25 protein-coding genes are annotated in these 21,174 nt (G+C 51.4%); 21 read left to right on the forward strand and 4 right to left on the reverse strand.

Annotated features, from left to right (window positions below):
* Nucleotide 1 precedes the first annotated feature (1 nt).
* From AC3G2T_RS19910 to AC3G2T_RS19975, 14 genes are all read left to right on the forward strand, one after another.
* Nucleotides 2–229 (forward strand): DUF2273 domain-containing protein, encoded by a 228-nt coding sequence (locus AC3G2T_RS19910; RefSeq protein ID WP_474681573.1) that lies wholly within the window; start codon nt 2–4, stop codon nt 227–229.
* 110 nt (nt 230–339) lie between these two features.
* Nucleotides 340–795 carry a transcription antitermination factor NusB gene (gene nusB, locus AC3G2T_RS19915; RefSeq protein WP_474681572.1) on the forward strand — a complete coding sequence of 152 codons (456 nt, stop codon included), beginning with the start codon at nt 340–342 and terminating at the stop codon, nt 793–795.
* 57 nt (nt 796–852) lie between these two features.
* Nucleotides 853–1,719, forward strand: coding sequence for a bifunctional methylenetetrahydrofolate dehydrogenase/methenyltetrahydrofolate cyclohydrolase FolD (folD, locus tag AC3G2T_RS19920; protein ID WP_488436643.1), 867 nt, complete (start codon nt 853–855; stop codon nt 1,717–1,719).
* 9 nt (nt 1,720–1,728) lie between these two features.
* Nucleotides 1,729–3,096, forward strand: coding sequence for an exodeoxyribonuclease VII large subunit (xseA, locus tag AC3G2T_RS19925; RefSeq protein WP_488436644.1), 1,368 nt, complete (start codon nt 1,729–1,731; stop codon nt 3,094–3,096).
* Nucleotides 3,086–3,346 (forward strand): exodeoxyribonuclease VII small subunit, encoded by a 261-nt coding sequence (gene xseB / locus AC3G2T_RS19930; RefSeq protein ID WP_474681569.1) that lies wholly within the window; start codon nt 3,086–3,088, stop codon nt 3,344–3,346. The genes xseA and xseB overlap by 11 nt, the downstream gene beginning before the upstream one ends.
* Nucleotide 3,347: 1 nt before the next feature.
* Nucleotides 3,348–4,244, forward strand: coding sequence for a polyprenyl synthetase family protein (locus AC3G2T_RS19935; RefSeq protein WP_474681685.1), 897 nt, complete (start codon nt 3,348–3,350; stop codon nt 4,242–4,244).
* An 87-nt stretch (nt 4,245–4,331) separates the two neighbouring features.
* Nucleotides 4,332–6,218: a 1-deoxy-D-xylulose-5-phosphate synthase gene (gene dxs, locus AC3G2T_RS19940; RefSeq protein WP_474681684.1), complete on the forward strand. Its 1,887-nt coding sequence runs from the start codon at nt 4,332–4,334 to the stop codon at nt 6,216–6,218.
* A gap of 67 nt (nt 6,219–6,285) precedes the next feature.
* Nucleotides 6,286–7,113 carry a TlyA family RNA methyltransferase gene (locus tag AC3G2T_RS19945; protein WP_474681568.1) on the forward strand — a complete coding sequence of 276 codons (828 nt, stop codon included), beginning with the start codon at nt 6,286–6,288 and terminating at the stop codon, nt 7,111–7,113.
* 107 nt (nt 7,114–7,220) lie between these two features.
* The gene (locus AC3G2T_RS19950) at nt 7,221–7,673 is read left to right on the forward strand and encodes a hypothetical protein (protein ID WP_474681567.1); all 453 of its coding nucleotides are present in this window, start codon (nt 7,221–7,223) and stop codon (nt 7,671–7,673) included.
* Between the two features lie 3 nt (nt 7,674–7,676).
* The gene (gene ahrC, locus AC3G2T_RS19955; protein WP_474681566.1) at nt 7,677–8,126 is read left to right on the forward strand and encodes a transcriptional regulator AhrC/ArgR; all 450 of its coding nucleotides are present in this window, start codon (nt 7,677–7,679) and stop codon (nt 8,124–8,126) included.
* 15 nt (nt 8,127–8,141) lie between these two features.
* Nucleotides 8,142–9,869, forward strand: a complete 1,728-nt coding sequence (recN, locus tag AC3G2T_RS19960; RefSeq protein ID WP_474681565.1) for a DNA repair protein RecN — start codon at nt 8,142–8,144, stop codon at nt 9,867–9,869.
* 117 nt (nt 9,870–9,986) lie between these two features.
* Entirely contained in the window at nt 9,987–11,315 is a 1,329-nt protein-coding gene (gene spoIVB, locus AC3G2T_RS19965; RefSeq protein WP_474681564.1) for a SpoIVB peptidase, read from the forward strand.
* 239 nt (nt 11,316–11,554) lie between these two features.
* Nucleotides 11,555–12,352 (forward strand): sporulation transcription factor Spo0A, encoded by a 798-nt coding sequence (spo0A, locus tag AC3G2T_RS19970; protein ID WP_474681563.1) that lies wholly within the window; start codon nt 11,555–11,557, stop codon nt 12,350–12,352.
* A gap of 427 nt (nt 12,353–12,779) precedes the next feature.
* Complete coding sequence (locus tag AC3G2T_RS19975; RefSeq protein WP_474681562.1) at nt 12,780–13,205, forward strand: hypothetical protein; 426 nt, start codon at nt 12,780–12,782, stop codon at nt 13,203–13,205.
* Between the two features lie 319 nt (nt 13,206–13,524).
* Here the strand turns inward: AC3G2T_RS19975 and AC3G2T_RS19980 are convergent, their stop codons facing one another.
* The 4 genes from AC3G2T_RS19980 to AC3G2T_RS19995 form a co-directional block, all read right to left on the reverse strand.
* Nucleotides 13,525–13,944 carry a type II toxin-antitoxin system HicB family antitoxin gene (locus AC3G2T_RS19980; protein WP_474681561.1) on the reverse strand — a complete coding sequence of 140 codons (420 nt, stop codon included), beginning with the start codon at nt 13,942–13,944 and terminating at the stop codon, nt 13,525–13,527.
* A gap of 53 nt (nt 13,945–13,997) precedes the next feature.
* Complete coding sequence (locus AC3G2T_RS19985; RefSeq protein WP_474681560.1) at nt 13,998–14,213, reverse strand: type II toxin-antitoxin system HicA family toxin; 216 nt, start codon at nt 14,211–14,213, stop codon at nt 13,998–14,000.
* Nucleotides 14,214–14,799: 586 nt separating this feature from the next.
* Complete coding sequence (locus AC3G2T_RS19990; protein ID WP_474681559.1) at nt 14,800–15,420, reverse strand: MltR family transcriptional regulator; 621 nt, start codon at nt 15,418–15,420, stop codon at nt 14,800–14,802.
* 48 nt (nt 15,421–15,468) lie between these two features.
* A complete protein-coding gene (locus AC3G2T_RS19995; RefSeq protein ID WP_474681558.1) occupies nt 15,469–15,705 on the reverse strand; it encodes a helix-turn-helix domain-containing protein in 237 nt (78 codons plus the stop codon).
* Nucleotides 15,706–15,874: 169 nt separating this feature from the next.
* Here AC3G2T_RS19995 and AC3G2T_RS20000 point away from each other — a divergent pair, with 169 nt between their 5' ends.
* The 7 genes from AC3G2T_RS20000 to AC3G2T_RS20030 all read left to right on the forward strand — a co-directional run bounded on the left by AC3G2T_RS20000 (nt 15,875) and on the right by AC3G2T_RS20030 (nt 21,144).
* The gene (locus AC3G2T_RS20000) at nt 15,875–16,099 is read left to right on the forward strand and encodes a hypothetical protein (protein WP_474681557.1); all 225 of its coding nucleotides are present in this window, start codon (nt 15,875–15,877) and stop codon (nt 16,097–16,099) included.
* Nucleotides 16,096–16,218, forward strand: a complete 123-nt coding sequence (locus AC3G2T_RS20005) for a hypothetical protein (RefSeq protein WP_474681556.1) — start codon at nt 16,096–16,098, stop codon at nt 16,216–16,218. The genes AC3G2T_RS20000 and AC3G2T_RS20005 overlap by 4 nt, the downstream gene beginning before the upstream one ends.
* A gap of 325 nt (nt 16,219–16,543) precedes the next feature.
* Nucleotides 16,544–16,723, forward strand: coding sequence for a hypothetical protein (locus tag AC3G2T_RS20010; protein ID WP_474681555.1), 180 nt, complete (start codon nt 16,544–16,546; stop codon nt 16,721–16,723).
* Nucleotides 16,724–17,536: 813 nt separating this feature from the next.
* Nucleotides 17,537–18,085 carry a DUF3102 domain-containing protein gene (locus tag AC3G2T_RS20015; RefSeq protein ID WP_474681554.1) on the forward strand — a complete coding sequence of 183 codons (549 nt, stop codon included), beginning with the start codon at nt 17,537–17,539 and terminating at the stop codon, nt 18,083–18,085.
* Nucleotides 18,086–18,550: 465 nt separating this feature from the next.
* Complete coding sequence (locus tag AC3G2T_RS20020) at nt 18,551–18,745, forward strand: hypothetical protein (RefSeq protein WP_474681553.1); 195 nt, start codon at nt 18,551–18,553, stop codon at nt 18,743–18,745.
* A gap of 359 nt (nt 18,746–19,104) precedes the next feature.
* Nucleotides 19,105–20,307 (forward strand): DEAD/DEAH box helicase family protein, encoded by a 1,203-nt coding sequence (locus AC3G2T_RS20025; protein ID WP_474681552.1) that lies wholly within the window; start codon nt 19,105–19,107, stop codon nt 20,305–20,307.
* Between the two features lie 12 nt (nt 20,308–20,319).
* Nucleotides 20,320–21,144 carry a hypothetical protein gene (locus AC3G2T_RS20030; RefSeq protein ID WP_474681551.1) on the forward strand — a complete coding sequence of 275 codons (825 nt, stop codon included), beginning with the start codon at nt 20,320–20,322 and terminating at the stop codon, nt 21,142–21,144.
* Nucleotides 21,145–21,174: the final 30 nt, after the last annotated feature.

A 21,174-nucleotide genomic window follows, 5' to 3' on the forward strand; every position in this document is an offset into this window, starting at 1 on the left:
CATGTGGAATGAGCTGTGGGAGCAGCATAGGGGCAAGACGATCGGAACTGGCTTGGGCGTATTTTTTGGCTTTATTTATTTGTTTTTCGGTTTTTGGAACATGCTCATTTTTGCATGTATCGTACTGCTTGGATTGTATGTCGGCAACAGGCTCGACCGCAGGGAAGGCTTTCCGGTGCTCGAAGACATTTGGCGCTATCTCACGCAAAAATGGAGAATGTTTCGCTAAAATCCTTGGGTTTTCCATGGATTTTTTTGTTTGGATTCATTCACGAATGACGTATACTAGAGGAAAAGCAATGATTCGGATACGAAACCCGAATTTTTAGGAGGACATGAATGAAACGCAGGGTCGCAAGGGAAATTGCGCTACAAAGTTTATACCAAATACAGATGAATGAGGCGTCTCCGAAGGAGGCCGTCGAGAACGCCATCCATGAAGCGGAACATGACAACGAAGCGCAGCTCGATGTCGCCGACGAGAAAATTTCGCCGGCCTATATTTATGAGCTGGTCGAGGGGACAACCGTCAACAAGGTCCGGATCGACGAAGTGCTGGAAGAGTATTTGAAAGGCTGGCAAATGGACAGGCTGTCCCGCATCGACCGCGAAGTGCTGCGGCTTGCGGTTTACGAAATGATTTACCGCGAGGATGTGCCGCCGAAAGTCGTCGTGAACGAGGCGATCGAGCTCGCGAAACATTTCGGCACGGAAGAATCCGGGAAGTTTGTCAACGGAGTACTCGGCAAAATGATCAAGGAACTGGCAAACATCAAAAGCAAGCCTGCGCATTGATTGGAAGGCGCTGCGTCTTCATACACATCATCGATTTCGTTGGAGGAGGAGTCCTGCATGTCCGGACAAGTAATTAATGGAAAAGAACTCGTAAGCTCGATTCGTGAGGAAATTAAAGCCGAAGTCGCCGAGCTGACCGCCAAAGGCCATCAGCCCGGCCTCGTCGTCGTCATCGTCGGGGAAGACCCGGCTTCGCAAGTATATGTCAGAAACAAAGCGAAGTCCTGCGACGATGTGGGCATTTATTCCGAAGTGCACCGCTTGGCGGAAAGCACGACGCAGGAGCAGTTGATCGACCTGATTCACAAGTTCAATGCGGACAGCCGGATACACGGGATTCTCGTGCAGTCTCCGCTTCCGAAGCATATTGACGAAGAAGCGGTCGTCGATGAAATCGATCCGGCCAAAGACGTCGATTGCTTCCATCCCGTCAACGTCGGCAACCTGATGATCGGCAAAGACGGCATGAAGCCCTGCACGCCGCACGGCGTCATCGAAATATTGAAGCGCACCGGCGTGGAAATCGCCGGCAAACACGCCGTCGTCGTCGGCCGCAGCAATATCGTCGGCAAGCCGATGGCGATGCTGCTGCTGCGCGAGCATGCTACGGTATCGGTCGTTCACTCCCGCACGCCGAATATGGAAGAGATTACGAAGCAAGCGGACATTCTTGTCGTCGCCGTCGGCAAGGCGCATCTGATCAAAGCGCATCACGTCAAACCGGGCGCCGTCGTCATCGACGTCGGGATGAATCGCCCTGCTGACGGCAAGCTGACCGGGGACGTCGATTTTGAAGCGGTGAAAGAGATCGCTTCGGCGATTACGCCGGTTCCCGGCTGCGTCGGCCCGATGACGATCACGATGCTGCTGCGCAACACCGTTGACGCCGCACAGCGCGCCGCTCAAGCGAATGTGAGCGTGTAGCGCGAAGTTATGGCTAAAAACGAGGCGAAAATCTTATCCGTCAAGGATTTGAACCGTTATATCAAAATGGCGCTGGAGGGCGACCCCCGTCTGCAGGACGTGTGGGTGCGCGGCGAAATATCCAACTTTACGCATCATTCCAGCGGGCATATGTATTTTACGCTGAAAGATGCGGACGGACGTCTGAAAAGCATCATGTTCGCTTCGCATAACCAGAAGCTTGCGTTTATGCCGAAGGAAGGCACGCGGGTCATCGCCCGCGGCAACATTTCGGTGTACGAGCGGGACGGAGCGTACCAGTTCTATGTGACGGCGATGCAGCCTGACGGCATCGGCAGCTTGTATCTGGCCTTCGAGCAGTTGAAAAAGAAACTCGAAGCCGAAGGGCTGTTCGCGGCGGAGCGCAAGAAACCGATTCCCCGGTTTCCGCGCGCGATCGGCGTGATCACGTCTCCGACGGGGGCCGCTATCCGCGATATTATCATCACGCTGCAGCGGCGCTACCCGTCGATCCCGATTCTCCTGTACCCGGTGCTTGTACAGGGGGCGCAGGCGGCGCCTTCGATCGTCAAGGCGATCGAAGCGATGAACCGGCTCGGTGAAGCCGAGGTGCTCATCGTCGGCCGCGGCGGCGGCTCGCTCGAGGAGCTGTGGGCGTTCAACGAGGAAGCGGTCGCGCGGGCGATCGCCGGCTCCGCGATTCCCGTCATCTCGGCCGTCGGCCACGAGACGGACTTCACGATCGCGGACTTCGTCGCCGATCTCAGAGCGCCGACGCCTACGGCGGCGGCCGAGCTCGCGGTGCCGCACCACCTCGAGCTGAAGCAGCAGCTGTCGCAGCATGCGCAGAGGCTGCATTACGGGCTGCTCCAGCAGCTGCGCCGCAAGCAGGAACGGCTGGAGCGCGCGAAGCGCTCCCCGTTCCTGACGAACCCGCGCAGGCAGCTGCTGATGCAGCCTGCGCAGCGGCTCGACCGGCTGGCGGAGCAGCTCGGTTACCGCATCCGGCAGCGGCTTGCCCGCGCTGCCGAGCGCCACATGAAGCTGGAGCGCAAGCTGTCCGGCTTCGATCCGCGCGAGCAGACCGTGTATGCGAAGCGGCGGCTGGTTACAGCCGGCCGGCAGCTGGACACGGCGATGCAGAGCCTCCTGCGCGTCAAAAAGCAGGAGTGGCAGTCCGGCGTCCGCCATCTGGACGCGCTCAGCCCGCTGAAAGTCATGCAGCGCGGCTACAATCTGGCGTACGACGAGAAGGAGCGGACGCTGATCCGTTCCACCCGTCAGGTGCAGATCGGGGACGTTATCAAAATCCGGCTGTCGGACGGCAAGCTGGATTGTCACGTATGGGGTATGGAGGAGATCGAGGATGTCAAATAGCGAAACGGAACTCAGCTTCGAGCAGGCGATCGAGCAGTTGGAACGCATCGTCGGCCAGCTGGAAAGCGGGGACGTTCCTTTGGAAAAAGCGATCGAGCTGTATCAGGAAGGGGTTCGTCTTTCCCACCTGTGCGGCTTGAAGCTGGAGCAGGTCGAGAAGAAAATCGAGATGTTGGTGGAAGGGGAAGCGGGCGTCACCCGCAAGCCTTTCCAACCGGCCTTGGAGGATAAGGGGAATTCGGTTGAATAACATAAGCACGATACGCGACTATATAACCGAAGAAGCGGAAAAAGTGGAGGCGGCGCTCGCTGAGTCGCTGCCTGCCCAGTGGCAAGTCCCCGGTCCGCTGCGGGAATCGATGAATTACTCTTTGATGGCCGGGGGCAAGCGGCTGCGGCCGATTTTCGTCCTGGCAGCGGCAGAGGCGCTTGGAGGTTCGAAGGAAGCGGCGCTTCCGGTCGCCTGCGCTATCGAGATGATTCACACGTATTCCCTGATTCACGACGATTTGCCTGCGATGGACAATGACGATTACCGCCGCGGCAAGCCGACGAACCATAAAGTATACGGCGAAGCGATGGCCGTTCTGGCCGGCGACGCGCTGCTGACGCATGCGTTCTACAGCGTTGCGCAGGCGCGCAAGGTTCACGGCGCGTCGGCCGAGCGCATACTTGCCATTACCGAAGAGCTTTCCATCTTTGCCGGAGCCCGGGGCATGGTTGGCGGACAAGCCGCCGACATGCTGGGCGAGCAGGGCATCACGAAGCTGGAAGAGCTTGAATATATTCATACGCACAAAACGAGCGATTTGATCGTCTTTTCCCTGCGCGCCGGCGGCCACATTGCCGAAGCGTCGGAAGAGCAGCTCGCCGCGCTTAGCCGGTTCGGGCTATGCATCGGCCTCGCTTTCCAAATTCAGGATGATATTCTGGATCTCATCGGGGATGAAGCAAAACTGGGCAAACCGGTTAAAAGCGATGAGAAGCAGGAAAAGGTGACGTACCCGTATTTCATCGGGATCGAAGCTTCGGAGCAAAAAGTGAGACAGCTGACCGCCGAAGGCAAAGAAGCGTTGTTGAAAGCGCAGCTGCCGAATCCCGCCCGTCTGCTGCAGCTGGCGGATTATTTGATGCAAAGGGATCACTAGCGAACGCCGATATAGTACGTCGCGCTCCATTTTATGTTATAATGGTGCAAACTTAGCATTTTGAACATTGAAAGCGAGGAAACAAGCGTGCTGCTCGAACAAATCAATCAGCCTGAGGATTTGAAGCGTTTATCCATAACGGAGCTTGAGACGTTGGCGGATGAGATCCGGCAATTTCTGATCGAGAAGCTGTCCGTTACAGGTGGACATCTGGCCCCCAACTTAGGTGTGGTTGAGCTCACCATAGCGCTGCATACCCTGTTCCACAGCCCGTACGATAAATTGATATTTGACGTGGGCCACCAGGCTTACGTTCATAAAATATTGACAGGCCGCATGGACAAGTTCGATACGCTCCGCAAATACAAGGGCTTGTGCGGTTTTGTCAAACGCTCCGAAAGCGAGCATGACGTCTGGGAGGCCGGCCACAGCAGCACATCGCTGTCAGCGGCGATGGGCATGGCGATGGCGCGGGATTTGCAAGGCGAGCATTACAAAGTTGTCGCCGTTATCGGCGACGGCGCGATTACAGGCGGCATGGCGCTTGAGGCCATGAACCATATCGGCCATGAAAAGAAAAATTTGATTGTCGTGCTCAACGACAACGAAATGTCGATTGCGCCCAACGTCGGGGCGATTCATAACTATTTAAGCAAGATCCGCTCGGACCGCCACTATTTGAAAGCGAAAGAGGAAGTCGAGCATTTACTTAAGAAAATTCCTGCCATCGGCGGAACGCTGGCCAAGACGGCGGAGAAGCTGAAGGACAGTCTCAAATATTTTGTACTGAACGGCGTTTGGTTCGAAGAATTGGGCTTCACCTATATCGGCCCTGTCGACGGACATAATTTGCCGGTGCTTATGGATACGCTCAAACAGGCGGAAAAAGTGGCCGGACCCGTGCTCGTGCACGTCGTAACGACCAAAGGCAAAGGCTACACGCCGGCGGAAAAAGATTCGCTGACCTGGCACGGCGCAGGGCCGTACAAGATCGAATCGGGCCAAATGCTGAAATCCGCAGGCCATCCGATGTATACGGAAGTTTTCGGCAATACGCTGATCGAGCTGGCGGAGAAGGACTCGCGGATCATTGCCGTCACGCCGGCGATGCCGGGAGGATCTGGGCTGCTGAAGTTTGCCAAACAGTTCCCGGATCGGATGATCGACGTAGGCATCGCCGAGCAGCACGCCGCAACGCTGTGCGCGGGACTGGCCAGCGAAGGCTTGAAACCGGTATATGCCGTGTACTCGACATTCCTCCAAAGAGCTTACGATCAAGTCGTTCACGATATTTGCCGGCCGAAGCTGAACGTGACGTTCGCCATCGACCGCGCGGGCTTTGTCGGGCCGGACGGCGAGACGCATCAAGGCGTGTACGATATCGCCTTTCTCCGCTCGCTGCCGAATATGGTGCTGATGATGCCGAAGGATGAGCGGGAACTGCGGGATATGATGCAGACGGCGCTTGAATACGGTGAGGGTCCGATCGCTTACCGTTATCCCCGCATTAACGGGCGGGGCGCGAAGCTTGACGAGGTCCCGAAAGCGATTCCGATCGGCACCTGGGATACGGTGCGGGACGGCGACCATGCGGCCGTGCTGGCCGTCGGTCCGATGGTGGAAATCGCCGAGGAAGCGGCCGAACTGCTGGCGAAAGAGGGCTTCCATCTGCGCGTTGTCAATGCGCGGTTTATTAAGCCGCTGGACGAAGCGTATTTGCTGCAATTGGCGCATGAAGCTCTTCCGGTCGTTACGATGGAAGAAGGATCGATTCAAGGCGGATTCGGCAGCGCGGTGCTGGAATTTTATGCGGCTCGCGGTATTGTGGGGCTGCCCGTCAAGCTGCTCGGCGTGCCCGACTATTTTGTCGAGCACGGTTCGGTGAAGGAGCAGCGCGAGGAAGTCGGCCTGACGCTGCAAAATCTTGTCGCGGAAGTGAAAGCTTTAGTTCCGCGCAAACGCCAGCGGGCGTAAAACCGGCGGGGCGGTGCACGCAGCCGCTTCGCTAACGAAGCTGCGAGACAAGGAGTTCAAACTTTACATGTCGTCGGATAAAGAACGAATTGATATTTTGCTTTTGGAGCATGGATATTTTGAAAGCCGGGAAAAAGCGAAGGCCGCTATTATGGCAGGCCTTGTTTTTGCGGATGAAGAGCCTGTGGACAAAGCAGGCACCAAAATCAGCCGCAAAGCCGCGCTCAAGGTCAAAGGCGCCGTGCATCCTTATGTAAGCAGGGGCGGGCTGAAGCTGGAGAAAGCGCTGAAACTGTTTGACATCGATTTGCAAGGGGCGGTGATGCTCGATATCGGGGCATCGACCGGCGGGTTCACGGACTGTGCCCTGCAAAACGGGGCTTCTTACGTATACGCTGTCGACGTGGGTTACAACCAGCTGGACTGGTCGCTGCGCAACGACGAGCGCGTGAACGTCATGGAGCGGACGAATTTCCGCTTCACCAAAAGGGACGATTTGACGGGACCGCAGCCGACTTTTGCGACGATTGACGTCTCTTTTATATCGCTGCGCATCATTTTGCCGCCGCTGAAAGAGATTTTCCGGGAGCAAGGCGCCGTCATCGCGCTGATCAAGCCGCAATTCGAGGCCGGCCGGGACAAAGTCGGCAAATCCGGCGTCGTTCGCGACCCCGAAGTACACGAAGAAGTGCTGAGGTCCGTGCTTGCCTTTGCCGATGAGCTGGGCTTTCGCTTGCAGGGGCTGACTTTTTCTCCCATTACGGGCGGGGAAGGCAATATTGAGTTTTTGGCGTACTGGACCTGCGGCGGGGAGCATTCTTCGATTGCAGCGGGGGGCATGGAGTCTGCCATTCAGACTACGGTTCGTGAAGCGCAGAAACTGCATGGCAAATAAACTCATCCTGAGCCCGTCCGTGTGACATGAGGGCGCAGAGATGGGTTTTTTGCTGGAAAAAAAGGATTTTCCGGGAACCCCGCGAATAGTAAGGCGAGGTGATGGACATGGAAAAGGGCGATATTACAGTCATTTTGCTAATCCTGATCGTCTTTACGGGCTTTATGATGCTGCGTTTCCAGCGGTGGCTGAATACGCCTGTAAAGAAGCGTTTTCGCGTGCCTGCCGAAGCGGATGTTCCTTATGACGATACTGTGGAACTGCTGGAAGGAGCCGGGTTTGATGTGCTCGCAGGGAAAACCAAGGTTCCCGTCACCATGGTTGTGAATGACAGCGAACAGCTGGAAAGCCGGTATTTTATCGACTATTTTGTGCAAAAGAACGAAGAGTTGTACCTGGTAAAGCTGGCCAAAGACCGCAAGCCTCTCGAAATGACGGGAAGCGCCGTTCGCGATATGCTGCTGCCCTACAGCCTTATTTATCCGGAAGCGTCCGGCGTGTTGTATGTAGATATGGAGCAGCAAAAAATTAAAAAAATTACGTTTCATATAGAGGTGTAAGCAATGAAGGGTCAAAGGCATGTGAAAATAAGGGAAATCATTACGAATCATGAGATTGAAACTCAGGATGAGCTTGTGGAATCGCTGCGCGCCGCCGGTTTTCATGTAACGCAGGCAACCGTTTCCCGGGACATTAAAGAGCTTCATCTGATCAAAGTTCCTTTGGATGACGGCCGCTACAAATATTCGATGCCGGCGGATCAGCGCTACAACCCGATGCAGCGGCTGCGCAGGGCGCTCAGCGATCATTTTGTGAGCATCGATTATACGGACAATCTCGTCGTCATGAAATGCTTGCCGGGAACGGCGAATACGATTTGCGCGCTGCTCGACAACCTGGAGTGGGCGGAAGTGATGGGAACGATCGGCGGGGACGATACGATTCTCGTTATTTGCCGCGGCAAAGATCAAAGCCAATCTTTTGTCAATCAAATCATGTCCTTACTATCCTAATGCCTGGAGGAAAACATGCTGACGGAACTATCGATTCGCAACCTGGCGGTCATTGAACATGTACATATTCGGTTTAAAGAAGGCTTTCATGTATTGACGGGGGAGACAGGCGCAGGGAAATCGATCATTATCGATGCCTTGACACTGATCGCAGGCGGCCGCGGCTCGTCGGAGCTGGTTCGTTACGGCGAAGATAAGGCGGAGATCGAAGCGATGTTCGAGCTGCCTGCCGATCATCCGGTTTGGCAAACGCTTACGAATCTCGGGATAGAAGCCGATGCTAGCGAGCATTTGATCATACGCCGGGAAGTGACGACAGCGGGGAAAAGTTCCAGCCGGATCAACGGGCAACTGGTCAATTTGACGATGCTAAAGGAAGCGGGCGAAAGCCTGGTCAACATTCACGGGCAGCATGAGCACCAGTCTTTGTTAAAAGTGGACGAGCACATTCATTCGCTCGATCTGTTCGGCGAAGCGGAAATCCGCCGGGCGAAGCAAACGTATCAGGAGGCGTACGACCAGTACACCGGTCTGCAAAAGGAACTGCGCGAGCTGCAGGAGACGAGCAAGCAGGCGCTGCAAATGCTCGATTTGTACCGGTTCCAAATCGAGGAGCTGTCCGCGGCGAAGCTGAAGCCGGGCGAAGACGAAACGCTGGCTGAGGAAAAGCGCAAGTTGGCCAATGCCGAAAAGCTGTACCAAAGCGCCTCGGAGTCTTACGATTTGCTTTACGCCTCCAATCGCGGACTGGATGCGGTGCGCAAATCGATCAACCGGCTGCAGGACATCGTCCAGTTGGATTCGGCCAAGCTGAACCCGCTTCTGGAGCAGGCGCAATCCGCTTACTACCAGTTGGAGGACGCGGCTTATCAAATGCGGGATTACCGCGATGAAATCGAATTTAATCCCGAGCGGCTCGATTTTATTGAGGAGCGGCTTGACCTGATTTCCTCTTTGCGCCGCAAATATGGGGAACATATACCGGAAATGCTCGCTTATTTGGATAAAATCATCAAAGAAGTGGACACCATCGAAAATAAAGACGAGCATATCCGCAGGCTGGAGGACCGCTTGGCCGTTCTGGAGCGGCAGCTCGCCGCGGCGGCGGTCGATCTCTCGGACATCCGCAAGCGGCTTGCGGAACAATTGGCCGTGCAAATTGAGGCGGAGCTGCGCGACTTGCAAATGGAACGAACCCAATTCCGGGTGCAAGTCCAGCGTGTACCGGATGAACGCGGAATCGATGTGGACGGCGGCAAAGTCCGTTTCAGCCGGGAAGGCATCGATCAGATCGAGTTCTTGATGGCGCCGAATCCCGGCGAACCGCTGCGCGGGCTGAGCAAAATCGCCTCGGGGGGCGAGCTGTCGCGGATTATGCTGGCGATGAAGGCGATATTCGCCCGCATCGATCAAATTCCCGTGCTCGTTTTTGACGAGGTCGACACGGGGGTAAGCGGCCGGGCCGCGCAGGCGATCGCCGAGAAAATGTCGGTGCTTTCGCGCAGCTGCCAAGTATTTTCGATCACGCATCTGCCGCAGGTGGCTTGCATGGCCGATGTTCATTTTGCCATCCATAAGGAAGTGGACCGCGAGCGTACGTTTACGCGCGTCAACGATTTGCCGGAAGCGGGGCGGACGCAGGAACTGGCGCGAATGCTCGGCGGCGTTGAAGTTACGGATAAAACCTTGCACCATGCGGAAGAAATGCTTACTTTGGCGAATGAAAAGAAATCAAGGATATAAAAGTTTGCACAGCTATCATTTTCAGTTATAAAACCGGGGGAGTGGGGTTAAGTTATAGGTACGCATTTGACGAAGCTGTTCGTCAGGGCTCAGGAAGTGTAAAGGAGCGTGAAATAGTTGCAATCCAGCAAAAGAAAAAGATTGATAGGACTCTTGCTCGTCTTCTTCGTTTGTATGGTTAGTTTGTCCGCGCCTTTCCAAAGCTTTGCCTCATTTCCCGAAGAGCTGCGCTTGTTCAGCGGCCAGAAAAAACAGCTCCAATTGACGATGCCGGTGAGTGCCCAGGTCACGGTCAACAATCCGGATATCGTAAAAGTCAACGGCAATGCCAAGCACTCATTTCAGGTTAATTTGAAAGAGCCTATTTCTTTGCAGTCCGACCGTTCCGGCCAAACGGAAATGAAAGTCAAGCTGTTCGGCGCCATTCCGATCAAAACGGTTAGAGTGAACGTCGTTCCCGATTTGAAAGTGATCCCCGGCGGCCAGACGATAGGCGTAAAAATCAAGTCGGCGGGTATTTTGGTCGTCGGCCACCATCTCGTTTCCGTTGCCCAGGACAAAAAGATTTCCCCCGGAGAAGAAGCCAAAATTCAGGTCGGCGATCTCATTACCAAAATTAACGGCAAAGAATCCAAAGATGTCAGCAAAGTAGCAGATCTCGTTACGAAAGCTGGAGAAAGTAAAGCACCGCTCGATCTGACGATTCGCCGCAATAACGAAGAGATTCTAGTCAAGCTGCAGCCTGCTTACGACATCGTCGATAAATCGTACCGGCTAGGGCTGTATATTCGCGATTCCGCGGCCGGTGTCGGCACCTTGACCTTCTATGCGCCTGATCAGGGCGTATACGGGGCGCTGGGGCATGTGATTACGGATATGGATACGCAGACTCCGATCGTCGTTGGCGCAGGGGACATCGTCTATTCGAACGTAACATCCATCGCCAAAAGCCACAACGGAGAACCCGGTGAGAAACGCGCCACCTTGTACAAAGACAGCAAAGTGATCGGCAATATCGAGAAAAATACCGCCTTCGGTATTTTCGGCAAAATGTACACGGCACCGGATCACAGCCTGGAGAAAGATGCGATCCCCGTTGCTTTTGCGGAAGAAGTGAAAGAAGGTCCAGCCCAAATCTACACGGTTGTGGAAGGTCAAAAAGTCGAGAAATTCGATATTCAAGTCGTCCACGTTTCCAAACAGGACTTCCCGGCCACAAAAGGCATCGTGATCAAAATTACCGACCCGCGGCTCTTGGAGAAAACAGGCGGCATCGTGCAAGGCATGAGCGGCAGCCCCATTATCCAGAACGGCAAAATGATCGGAGCGGTTACGCATGTATTTGTCAACGATCCGACGAGCGGCTATGGCTGTTTCATCGAATGGATGCTGCAGGATTCCGGTATCATTTTGAGACCTTCATCGACAGAATCAAAGGCTAGCTAGAGGCCTTTGATTTTTCTCTTATATGGCCTCTCTTTCTAATATGGTTCAATTTCCAAATAATCATGTCGAAAAATGTTGGAAATAGAAGATAAATATTTAATTATATAAGAAATCGAAAAAAAAGGAAAGAAAAATAATTTTCGACAGGAGGAATTTAAACCAGGGTGTCGAATACCTTAACCTAAGAGAGAAAATTTACCAAATCAACTTGTATTAGTAGCTAAAAGGAGGATTTCAAGTTGCAAAAAATTCAGGTGTTGCTGGCAGATGATAATCGTGAGTTCACTCACTTATTATCAGAGTTTATCGGTGAACAAGAGGACATGGAAATTGCAGGCGTCGCTTACAACGGAAATGAGGTGCTTCGCTTCATTGAACAGCAGCGCGAAGTGCCGGATGTACTGATTCTGGACATCATCATGCCTCATCTGGACGGCCTCGGCGTCCTTGAAAAGCTTCGCGAAATGAATTTGAATCCGCAGCCCAAAATCATCATGCTGACCGCTTTCGGGCAAGAAAACATCACCCAAAAAGCCGTTCAACTGGGAGCTTCTTACTACATACTTAAACCTTTTGATATGGAAGTGCTTACGAATCGAATCCGTCAGCTGGTTGGAGGCAATCAATCTGCGGCCATGACTTCGCCTTCACCCAAAGCGAACGTTGTTCATATGCCAAAAGGTAAAAATTTGGACGCCAACATTACGAGCATCATACATGAAATCGGCGTACCTGCACATATTAAAGGATACCAGTACCTGCGCGAAGCGATTACGATGGTTTACAACAACATCGAGATTCTTGGAGCCATTACCAAAACGCTGTACCCGGCCATTGCCGAAAAATACAAAACAACCCCAAGCCGCGTCGAACGCGCCATCCGCCACGCGATTGAAGTCGCCTGGACCCGCGGCAACATCGACAGCATCAGCTTTATTTTTGGCTACACGATTAATATATCGAAATCGAAACCGACGAATAGCGAATTCATCGCGATGGTGGCGGATAAGCTGAGAATTGAGCATAAGGTGTCGTGAAAGCGGGAATGACGCGGAGTTTGGACGGTTTCCAAAACGCTTGTTCGCGTAAATTTATCGTCCACTTAGCGGTAAGGTTCCGATAAACTTTTACGCAGCAATTGCGATAAACATTTACGATTTTACCTCCGTTTCCCGTTTTGATTTATCGGATATATGTACGCCTCAATCTTAACGCATTTTGCACGTATTTACAAACGTTTGTTCGAGAAACGCGATTATCTGCATTGGCTCGCGAATGAATTACGGAAGGCGGCCGGGCTGGCTGCGGAGTGATTACGAAAAAGGGCGTCGTTTGACCGTTTGATAGCGGTTGGGCGGCGCTCTTTTTTGCGTTTATAACTAGCCAGCGCGTAAGAAACAGTATACAATAGAGGAATATTATGGAAATAAGAGTGGCGTAGAGTTGAAACGAGGTCTATTCGTAATGTTAGCTGCGGCTATAAGCGGTTGCAGTAGCGGAGGGGAAGCGGTTAGAACTGCGGTAACAGTAGTAAGCGCGAGTCCTACGCCTGTACAGACGGCAGCGTCAACCACTAACATAGATGCCGAGTCAAAAGTCGTTGAGGAAGCGGCTGCCAAAACAAAATTGCTAACGTATATGTCGGAAAACTTCGGTGGCGGTATTGATCCGAAAGGAAAAACGTCATGGTATGATTATATAAGGGACTACGAAATCCATAAATCGGAGAATAAGTACACTATCGTAGTAAAAACGGATTTGTATCCAAAAGAGAGTACGAAGGCCGCAGCTAAAAATATATTGACCGCAGTAACGTTCTTCGATGACATAGAGATAGGGGACGTTTCAGTTTTCGCTAACGACGGGCTGACACTACTTGCAGGAAATTAATTCCGGCTTCTTGACGTCACAAAAAATCAGCGAATCTGACGCGGAAATTAAGCGTTAGTTATCGGCATTAGTATATTCGTTCCTTCGCGTAAAAAACGAGCTAATTTAGCGGCTAGATTCGCTCAAATAACGCAAAATACTTACCGTTTAGCCGCGCGGTAGGTTTTCTACGTTTTACAGGCCGCCGAAGTATAACAAAAAGCCTGGCTCAAATGGGAACCAGGACTCTTTTGTACCAACGAGTGCAACCATCGATACAACGCTAGCCGAACAAAGAACGCGCCTAGATATCTCGCGGCGCTCTTCTGTTACGCGGGGTTTATTCGTTCTTAGACAGCCCGAGCGCCTCTTTCAGCCCGTTCTGCAAAATCAGCGAGTAATTAAGCCCCGCATTATCGCCAGCATCGCGCAACCACTTTGGCAGCGTGCAGTTTTTCGTCACCGACTTATTGGCAGCCTCGTCGCGGTAGGGCGGCATATAGACCTCCACGAACACGATCCTGTCAGTAGCGTCCAGCAGTTCTATATGATCGGGAGCGGACGGAGGGGGCGCAGGGGTTCCTTCGGCCTCCAAGTCGAGCAACCGGCTAACTAAGACGTCTTTCGCCTGACGAACGCCTGCGGAAATATCTGCGGCTAATATGGCGGTGCCTGGGAAGTCAGGGAAATACATACCGATTCCGCCGTCTTCCGCTCTTTCCGCAACAACGGGGTACATGAAATGCGTTTGTAAACTCATGTCCATTCCTCCTGATTTCAAATAAAGGGAGCGCGATTGTGGGAAAACCGGGGTCAGAATTGAACCCCGGATGAGCGCTCTATGCTTCTTAGTGTTCCTTTCGGTATCGTTTCGCCGCCGCTGTGGCAACTTATGTCCGCAAACCGTGTCGGGTCATCTTTGTGTATGTAGCGGTTGTGGCTCGTTCCCTTACCGTGCGTCGGCGATTTAATGAATCCGGCCTTTTTAAGCGCCTGCAACACTTCTCGAACCGTTTTCTGTTTCCCCATCGCGCTCCCTCCTTTCCTACCTTTATTATAACACGCATTATAACGCGTGTCAACTTATTTATGCGTATAATTATGCGCGTTATATACGATGGGGGTATATCGATCAGATGGCGCAGCTTCTGAGAGGGGCTGTGTCTTTTGGCGGTTAGGCGAAATATGTGACATGGAAGGATTACCCAAAAGGGATCGCGAATACGTTAAGTGGAATAAGTGCAATTACGGAGGTTGTTATCGTGACTGATAAAAAGTTCGAAGACCGCTTTAATGAGAAGCCTCAACGAGTGCCCGGATTGTGGTTTGATGGTAATATACGCCATTGCAAACACTGCGACCGACCGGTAAGGCCCGTCAAGAGGCCGTCATTAATTGTGATCGCTGTGCTTATCGTTCTACTGATCTTCATGACAGTGATCGGCGCAATACTGTCCGGACTATACTTGCTTTACTACGTGTTTTTGCAGCGGAAAGAGTGTCCGATCTGCCGCGGGAACAATTTTAGAATGACAGACAAGCATCGTGAGGACTTAGCGGAGATTAAGCGTAGTTTTACAGGGAAGTAAAATACAAAAGACGGTAGCTTTTCGGATTATTCCGATCGGTCGCCGTCTTTTTCTTCCATTTCGATACCCATCAATTGAAGGAAGGATATATCATTAATTTCTTTGTGTTCCAATTCCTCTACTCTTTTCAGTGTTACTTTCTTACCGTGTATTTTCCCGGCAATTCCAAAAGCAGCTCTAATAAATTTAGCCCTCGAATTTCGCGGATTTTTATAGTCGCCGTGATGCAGCTCTTGAATCCGGGATGCTACTGGACCGTGTTCAAAGTCTATTGATTGTGATACATGGGCAAAGTCATTACGTATTTTACGAATAAGATTTAAGTCTCTTCTTACACTCTTACTTATTAGACCTAGTAAGTAAGCTACTTCAATTCGACTTGAAAATGAGGATAGTCCCCCAGAGCCACTTAGTAAATTATCAGCGGCATTTTCGTCGTCTACCATATAGCATCGTAATAATTCATATAGGAACTCGTCCAAGAATGCGGCAGCCATTAGAGCGCATCCCCTATCCGTCTCGTGAATTAAGGACTGACGAAATTCGAATACTTCATTAGAGATAGGCCTATGTCCTAAACTTTCAACCACAGCGTCAAGGGCTTCGCTCGTAAACTGCGCCAAATACTGTTGATCCTCGGTTGACATTAAATGTTCCTCCTCAATGAAAAGACGCTCAGGCAGCAGGCTTGCTGTTTACGGGGTCTTTTCGTTGTTGTCCGGTACGTATTCGAGAATATCTGAAACGGTACAGTCTAACGCTTTACATAAAGCTTCGAGAGTTTCGAATTTAATACCGTCAGTCTTTTCATTATAGAGCTTCGTTATTCCATTGCGGTGTAGACCGTTTCCCTGCTCTTTAGTCATTCGTTCAATATCCGCAATCTTCAAGCGACGTTCGCCCATGAGCCGGGATAAATGTACCTTTATCATAGATGTAATCGCCTCCTAATGTAATTATATTTCTAAGTGTTAAAAATTTCAATTACAGTGTTGACAATGCACACTATAGGGTGTAATCTGTGAGTAGCGAAATTAACACTTAAATGTGCATAATGTACACTAAAGTGTGAAAAATTATTTTTGGGAGGTTTCACTCACTATGCCAAACGTCCACATCCGCTTTATTACGCACTTATCCGGCACTATCCACACGACAATGTTCAACGGTACCGCCCGCCAGACCATCGCTGTACAGCGCGGCTTCTTTTGCGCGGTCACCGGGGTCGGCCGCGATGCCGTCCTGGGTGCGATAGAGGTTACGCCATTCATCGCGGCCGCTCTCGGCTTCATCGTTCCCGTTGCGGAAAGGAGGGAAGCGATATGACGTACGGAACCTCATTTTATCCGCCGCCACCCGTTCGCCGTCGCCGCATAAGTGGGCGCACGATCGCGAAATTACTCGGCATCGCGCTGGCCGCGCTTGTCCGCGAGCTTTTAACGTAAGGAGGCGGCTACCATCGATAATTACCAGGCTATTGCGTATGCGACTCTTGCGCTGCGTGACCTCGGTTTTGACCGCGAGACTATCGCCAAGGTTCGCGGCAAAATGTTGTACGTATTCGATATGAAATCGGAATCCGAGGCGGAAAAGGCCGCCGATCAATATTTACGGGAAGCCACGCGACGACTGACGGAGGTTTCGTCTGACCGGAAAGGGGGTGATGGCTATTCGCGAGATAACGGTACGAATGAAACATCGGGATGACGTTGCTAATGAAATGTTAGTTTTCGATTTTGGAACGCGTATCTACTGACAGAGGACGTAGCGATGATCCTTGAGCCGGAAGACGAAATCGTTACAATATCCCGCGTCAAGTTGCGGAATGACGGTACGTATTCGCGCACGTCCTCCGGCAGCTTCGAAATTCCGATCGATTTAAAAATGTATGTCCGCATTCAGTCCGCGCCAACGGAACTGCATGCATTAATCGCGGCTCTTGCTGTATGAAGGTGGCCGCTTTCTGACCGGAAATGGAACGTATGTTCTGATAAAATTAAGAAGTACGGATTTGCGAGCCGTGAATGACACGGTCGGGGAATGCGCGCTAACGCACACTTCGGAGCTAGGTACCGTTAATACGAATAGCTCCCGCTTTTTGGGTTAACTTTGTGCGCCAACGCTTCGTTAACCTGCGATTCGGAGGGAGCCAGCGCCAAATGGCTCCGATTCTTCCCCGGTGCCTAGCTACCGTGCTGCCAACGCGATAGCGGGATCGCCACGCCGGGTTTTTCTCCGCCGGTCTTGCGCTAACATTTCCGGTGGCACTTTTTACATCGTTTTTCTTTGCGGGAGTGGGTCGGCGGCAACCGACCGTTTGATACTCCGTTAGGCAACGCAGAGAGTTCAACATAGCGCGCGGGTGAGTGGAATCGTCTGCGCGTTTCTTTCTATACACTATGATACGAACGTGTATTCGATAGGTTTCAGAATTTCAAAAATATTTTTTAGAATGTCCTAAAACGTCGATCGGTGGACGTGTATTATATCCGATACCGTGAAATTTTCTTCGCGGGAAGTGTGCGGACAGGTACAGACCGTAGTATATAACAGTGTACGACATTCACATTTGTCAACGTGTTAGTAAGTATGTAACACAAATTTTTATTGCTCAGATACGTACCAAAAAGTTCAGTTTGGATGTGGGAATATAAATGATAGGGAACGAGTTGGCTAATCACTTTGCGCGGAAGTTGTGCGGTCAGAAAAATAACTTTGTACAATACAGTATAAGCAGAAAGCACTCGTTAAGGAGGCGGCAAAATGTCAACGCCAGCGCAAACGTTACAAACCGATATCCACGTAATTGCCGCAGAAATAAACTCCTACAAGCAAATCGCTGGGCACGCGATATTCGAGATCGGACGGCGGTTGAAGCACGTTAAGGAAAACGACCTGGTGCACGGTCAGTGGGAGCGGTGGTGTACCTCAGATATCGGGATGACACGCCAGCAAGCAGACAAGTTCATTGTCGTATACGAAGAGTTAGGCGGAAATGACAATCCAAATTGTCAAATCGGGATTACTCGATTGTATGAGATTGCGCTCTTCCCCGAAAAAGAGCGCGAGCGCCCGCACAAGGTTCCGTCAACTGGCGCGACAAAAACGGTCGACGAAATGACGGTGCGCGAGCTTCGCGAAGTCAAGGCTGCGCTAAAAGCTGCGGAAGAGGAACGCGACCAGGCGGAAGAAAAAGCGGCAGCTCTGGCGGATACAATCGAGTCGATACGTGCCGCGCCGCCGAAAATTGAGTACGTGCGCGATCCTACCGAGTCCGAGCGGCTAAGCAAAAGTGTACAAAAACGAAAGTAGAGTCGTATGTTACGGGGACGGCTATAGTCGGCGAAATCACTAGATTTTTTTCGCGAAAGTGTGCAAAATGCCTCCGGCCGTACATAAACGGTATGTGAGCGCGAATAAGCGCACCAACAAAACGATAAGGGAGCGATTGGAATATGGTAAACATCAAACATTTGCAAAACGGTAAAAACGCGGTTTACGTTAAAAACGACGAGCACGGTAGGAGACTAATAACGGAATTGCTGGCGTCCGAATGCGGTGCCACGATACGAGTTAGACCGCTATACGCTGGCAGGATCGCGATTTATATTGACAATAATGTGCCTGGACGAGCGCTTATTGCGAAGGTACTAGAATCGTACGAGCCACGCGTAAGCTAATCACAAATCTTACGAAACCTAACGCGGTGGCCGTCGCAATCCACTCGCTGCCGCGCTCTGGTTTTTCTTATGCGAACAATTACGAGGAGGGTATACGATGAAATCGACGACGGAGTTGACCGAAGAAAATCGCCAGCTTAAGCGGGAAATCCGCTGGCTACGTTCGAAACTCGATTTAATACGTAAGCGATGTACGGGCAGTTTTAGTCCTATCGTTCAACGCGACGCGTACATTATCGCCAATAGCGCATATAACACGAGTTTGAAGCGGATGAAAGATATATCCGATTAATTTTATCGGAATTGAAATCCATACTCCCAACGTTATATTTACGTCTATACTTCTTCTTACGGAAAAACGCCGAAAACCCGCGTCATTACTGGATTTTTTGCGCGATTTAGGGAGGTTAATTCCCTAAGTTGTTCCGATTGCGAAGCGGTCTTCTTCGTGATCGGTTGAATTGACGCGGTGATTTCCCGCGGCAAGAAACTGTGCTTAGGCTCGCGACCAGTTTGGAAACTGACCGTTGAGCGTAGTACCGCTATTACACTTCTTGTCCGAGAAACTCACTCGTCCAATTCATACGTCCAAGGCAAAAAGCGCCTTGAACGTGTCCATTATTACATACTCTCGCGATAACGGAGGTAACTATGCCGAACATAACGGTAATCGATAGCGTAATGGGCAGCGGTAAGAGTAGCTGGGCGATTCAATTTATGAGCGATGAAGCTAACGCATCCGAGCGCTTTATCTACGTAACACCGATTAATACCGAAGTTGACCGGATAAAGGAAGCGTGTCCTGGGCGCGCATTCCGTAGTACGAATTTAGATAAGTATAACGGCCGTAAGATGCACGTTGTTAAGGAGTGGCTACAAGATCGCGCTAATATCTGTACGACTCACTCGTTATTCCGTGCTGCTGACGCGGAGTTCTTAGCGTATGTACGCGAGAATAACTATACGTTGATATTAGACGAGGCTATGTCGGTAATCGAATTATCGGACGTTAAAGCGAAGGATATCGAGACGCTTATAGAGGCGAAGAATATCGCGTTTGATTCCGACGGGCGCGTTGTTTGGCTAAAGGATGATTACGACGGACGCTTCGTGGACATTAAAGCGTATGCTAAAGCCGGTACGCTATACCATCTTAGCGGCAAGATGTTCATTAAAGCGTTCCCGTCCGAAGCATTTAACGCGTTTTCAAAAGTATACTGTTTGACTTACCTTTTTAAAGCGCAGCAACAGCGGTGTTATTTCGACTTACACGGGATTGAATACGAAGTTAAAGCGATCAGAAAAATGCGGGAAGGTACTTATGAAATTATTGACCATGACGTAGAAAACGAAAGGCGACCCGGTCTTTATTCGCTTATCGATATCTACGACGGCCCGCTTAATGAAGTTGGCCGGAAGGAGACTGCCTTGTCTTCTTCGTGGTTCGCGCGCTCGACAACGCTAGACGATCGGAAAACGCTACAGCGTGCTACACGTAATTTCTTGCTAAACGTACAGCGAGCACGTACCGCGGATGCGTTGTGGACAACGAAAAAAGGCGCGTTTAAGGTAAAGGATTACGTAAACGCCTTCACACCGATCAACTGTCGCGGAACGAATCAATATTCGGATACGTGGGCGCTGGCATATGCGTTTAACCGTTTCGCTAATCCGGAGGAGAAGATGTTTTTCGGCAAATACGGAATCGTGATTGATCAAGACCTACTAGCCGTTAGCGATCTCTTACAATGGATTTGGCGCTCACGAATCCGAAGAGGAGAGCCCGTTAAACTTTACTTACCGTCAAGCCGAATGCGTTCTCTATTGATCGCGTGGAGTAAGTACGAAATTTAAGGAGGCGATCGTTTGACTGCGGTTCTTGATGTCGGCCAGCCACTAACACATGGCGAATTTAAACGAAGAGTAACGAAATTTAATCGTAATTTAACTGCTACCTATACCGACGTCCAACGTGTGATGGACTCTTATCGCGAAATGATCGATCGTCACACGGATACCGTCGATGTGCGTGATTTAGTGACGCCAGACACACGCAAAATGCCTGGCGATAAAGCAAATCGCGTTTATTCGAGCGAGTTTTGGCAGGCGGTTGGATTCATGTCGGACAAGATCGCGTATGTTTGCGAGAATATCGACCGCCAGCGGAACAAAACGGAGGCCGTGCAGCGGACTCGCAGCGAGTGGGAAACAATCGAACGGTCATATGTCGGCGTGAAACCAATTCCGCCGGAAGGATTTCGCGTATGTGAGGCGTGGAACTGCCATATGACCTATCGCGAAATCGGCAAACGAACATCTAAGTTTTGTAGCGCGGATTGCCGGAAAGAACAGAAAGCTGCAAACCAACGGTTACGGGATAAGGGCACATTCATACCGGTCAAAGTCTACGAGAGTCACCGTTTGGCGTACGTCGAGAAATTGCGGCTTTATACGGAAGTATCACTTCGGGCCGCGTTCGGTCTTGCTACGGATGGCAGGGACTATCGTATTCATCGGAAGAAAACACAAGTAGACCTCCGGCCGGGCGCGGACGAAGCGCGGAAGAAACACGGCGAGATCGTTTGCTTCAATATACAGGACGTTGAGCATACGATAGATGAGGCCGGGCGATATCGTTTCGGTAACGAATGGCGGCGAGTCTCCGCGCAATTTCGTGGAATAATTTTATAGTATAGATATAGGAAGACGTAAGGACTCGGG

It is taken from the genome of Paenibacillus sp. sgz302191 (assembly GCF_057749925.1).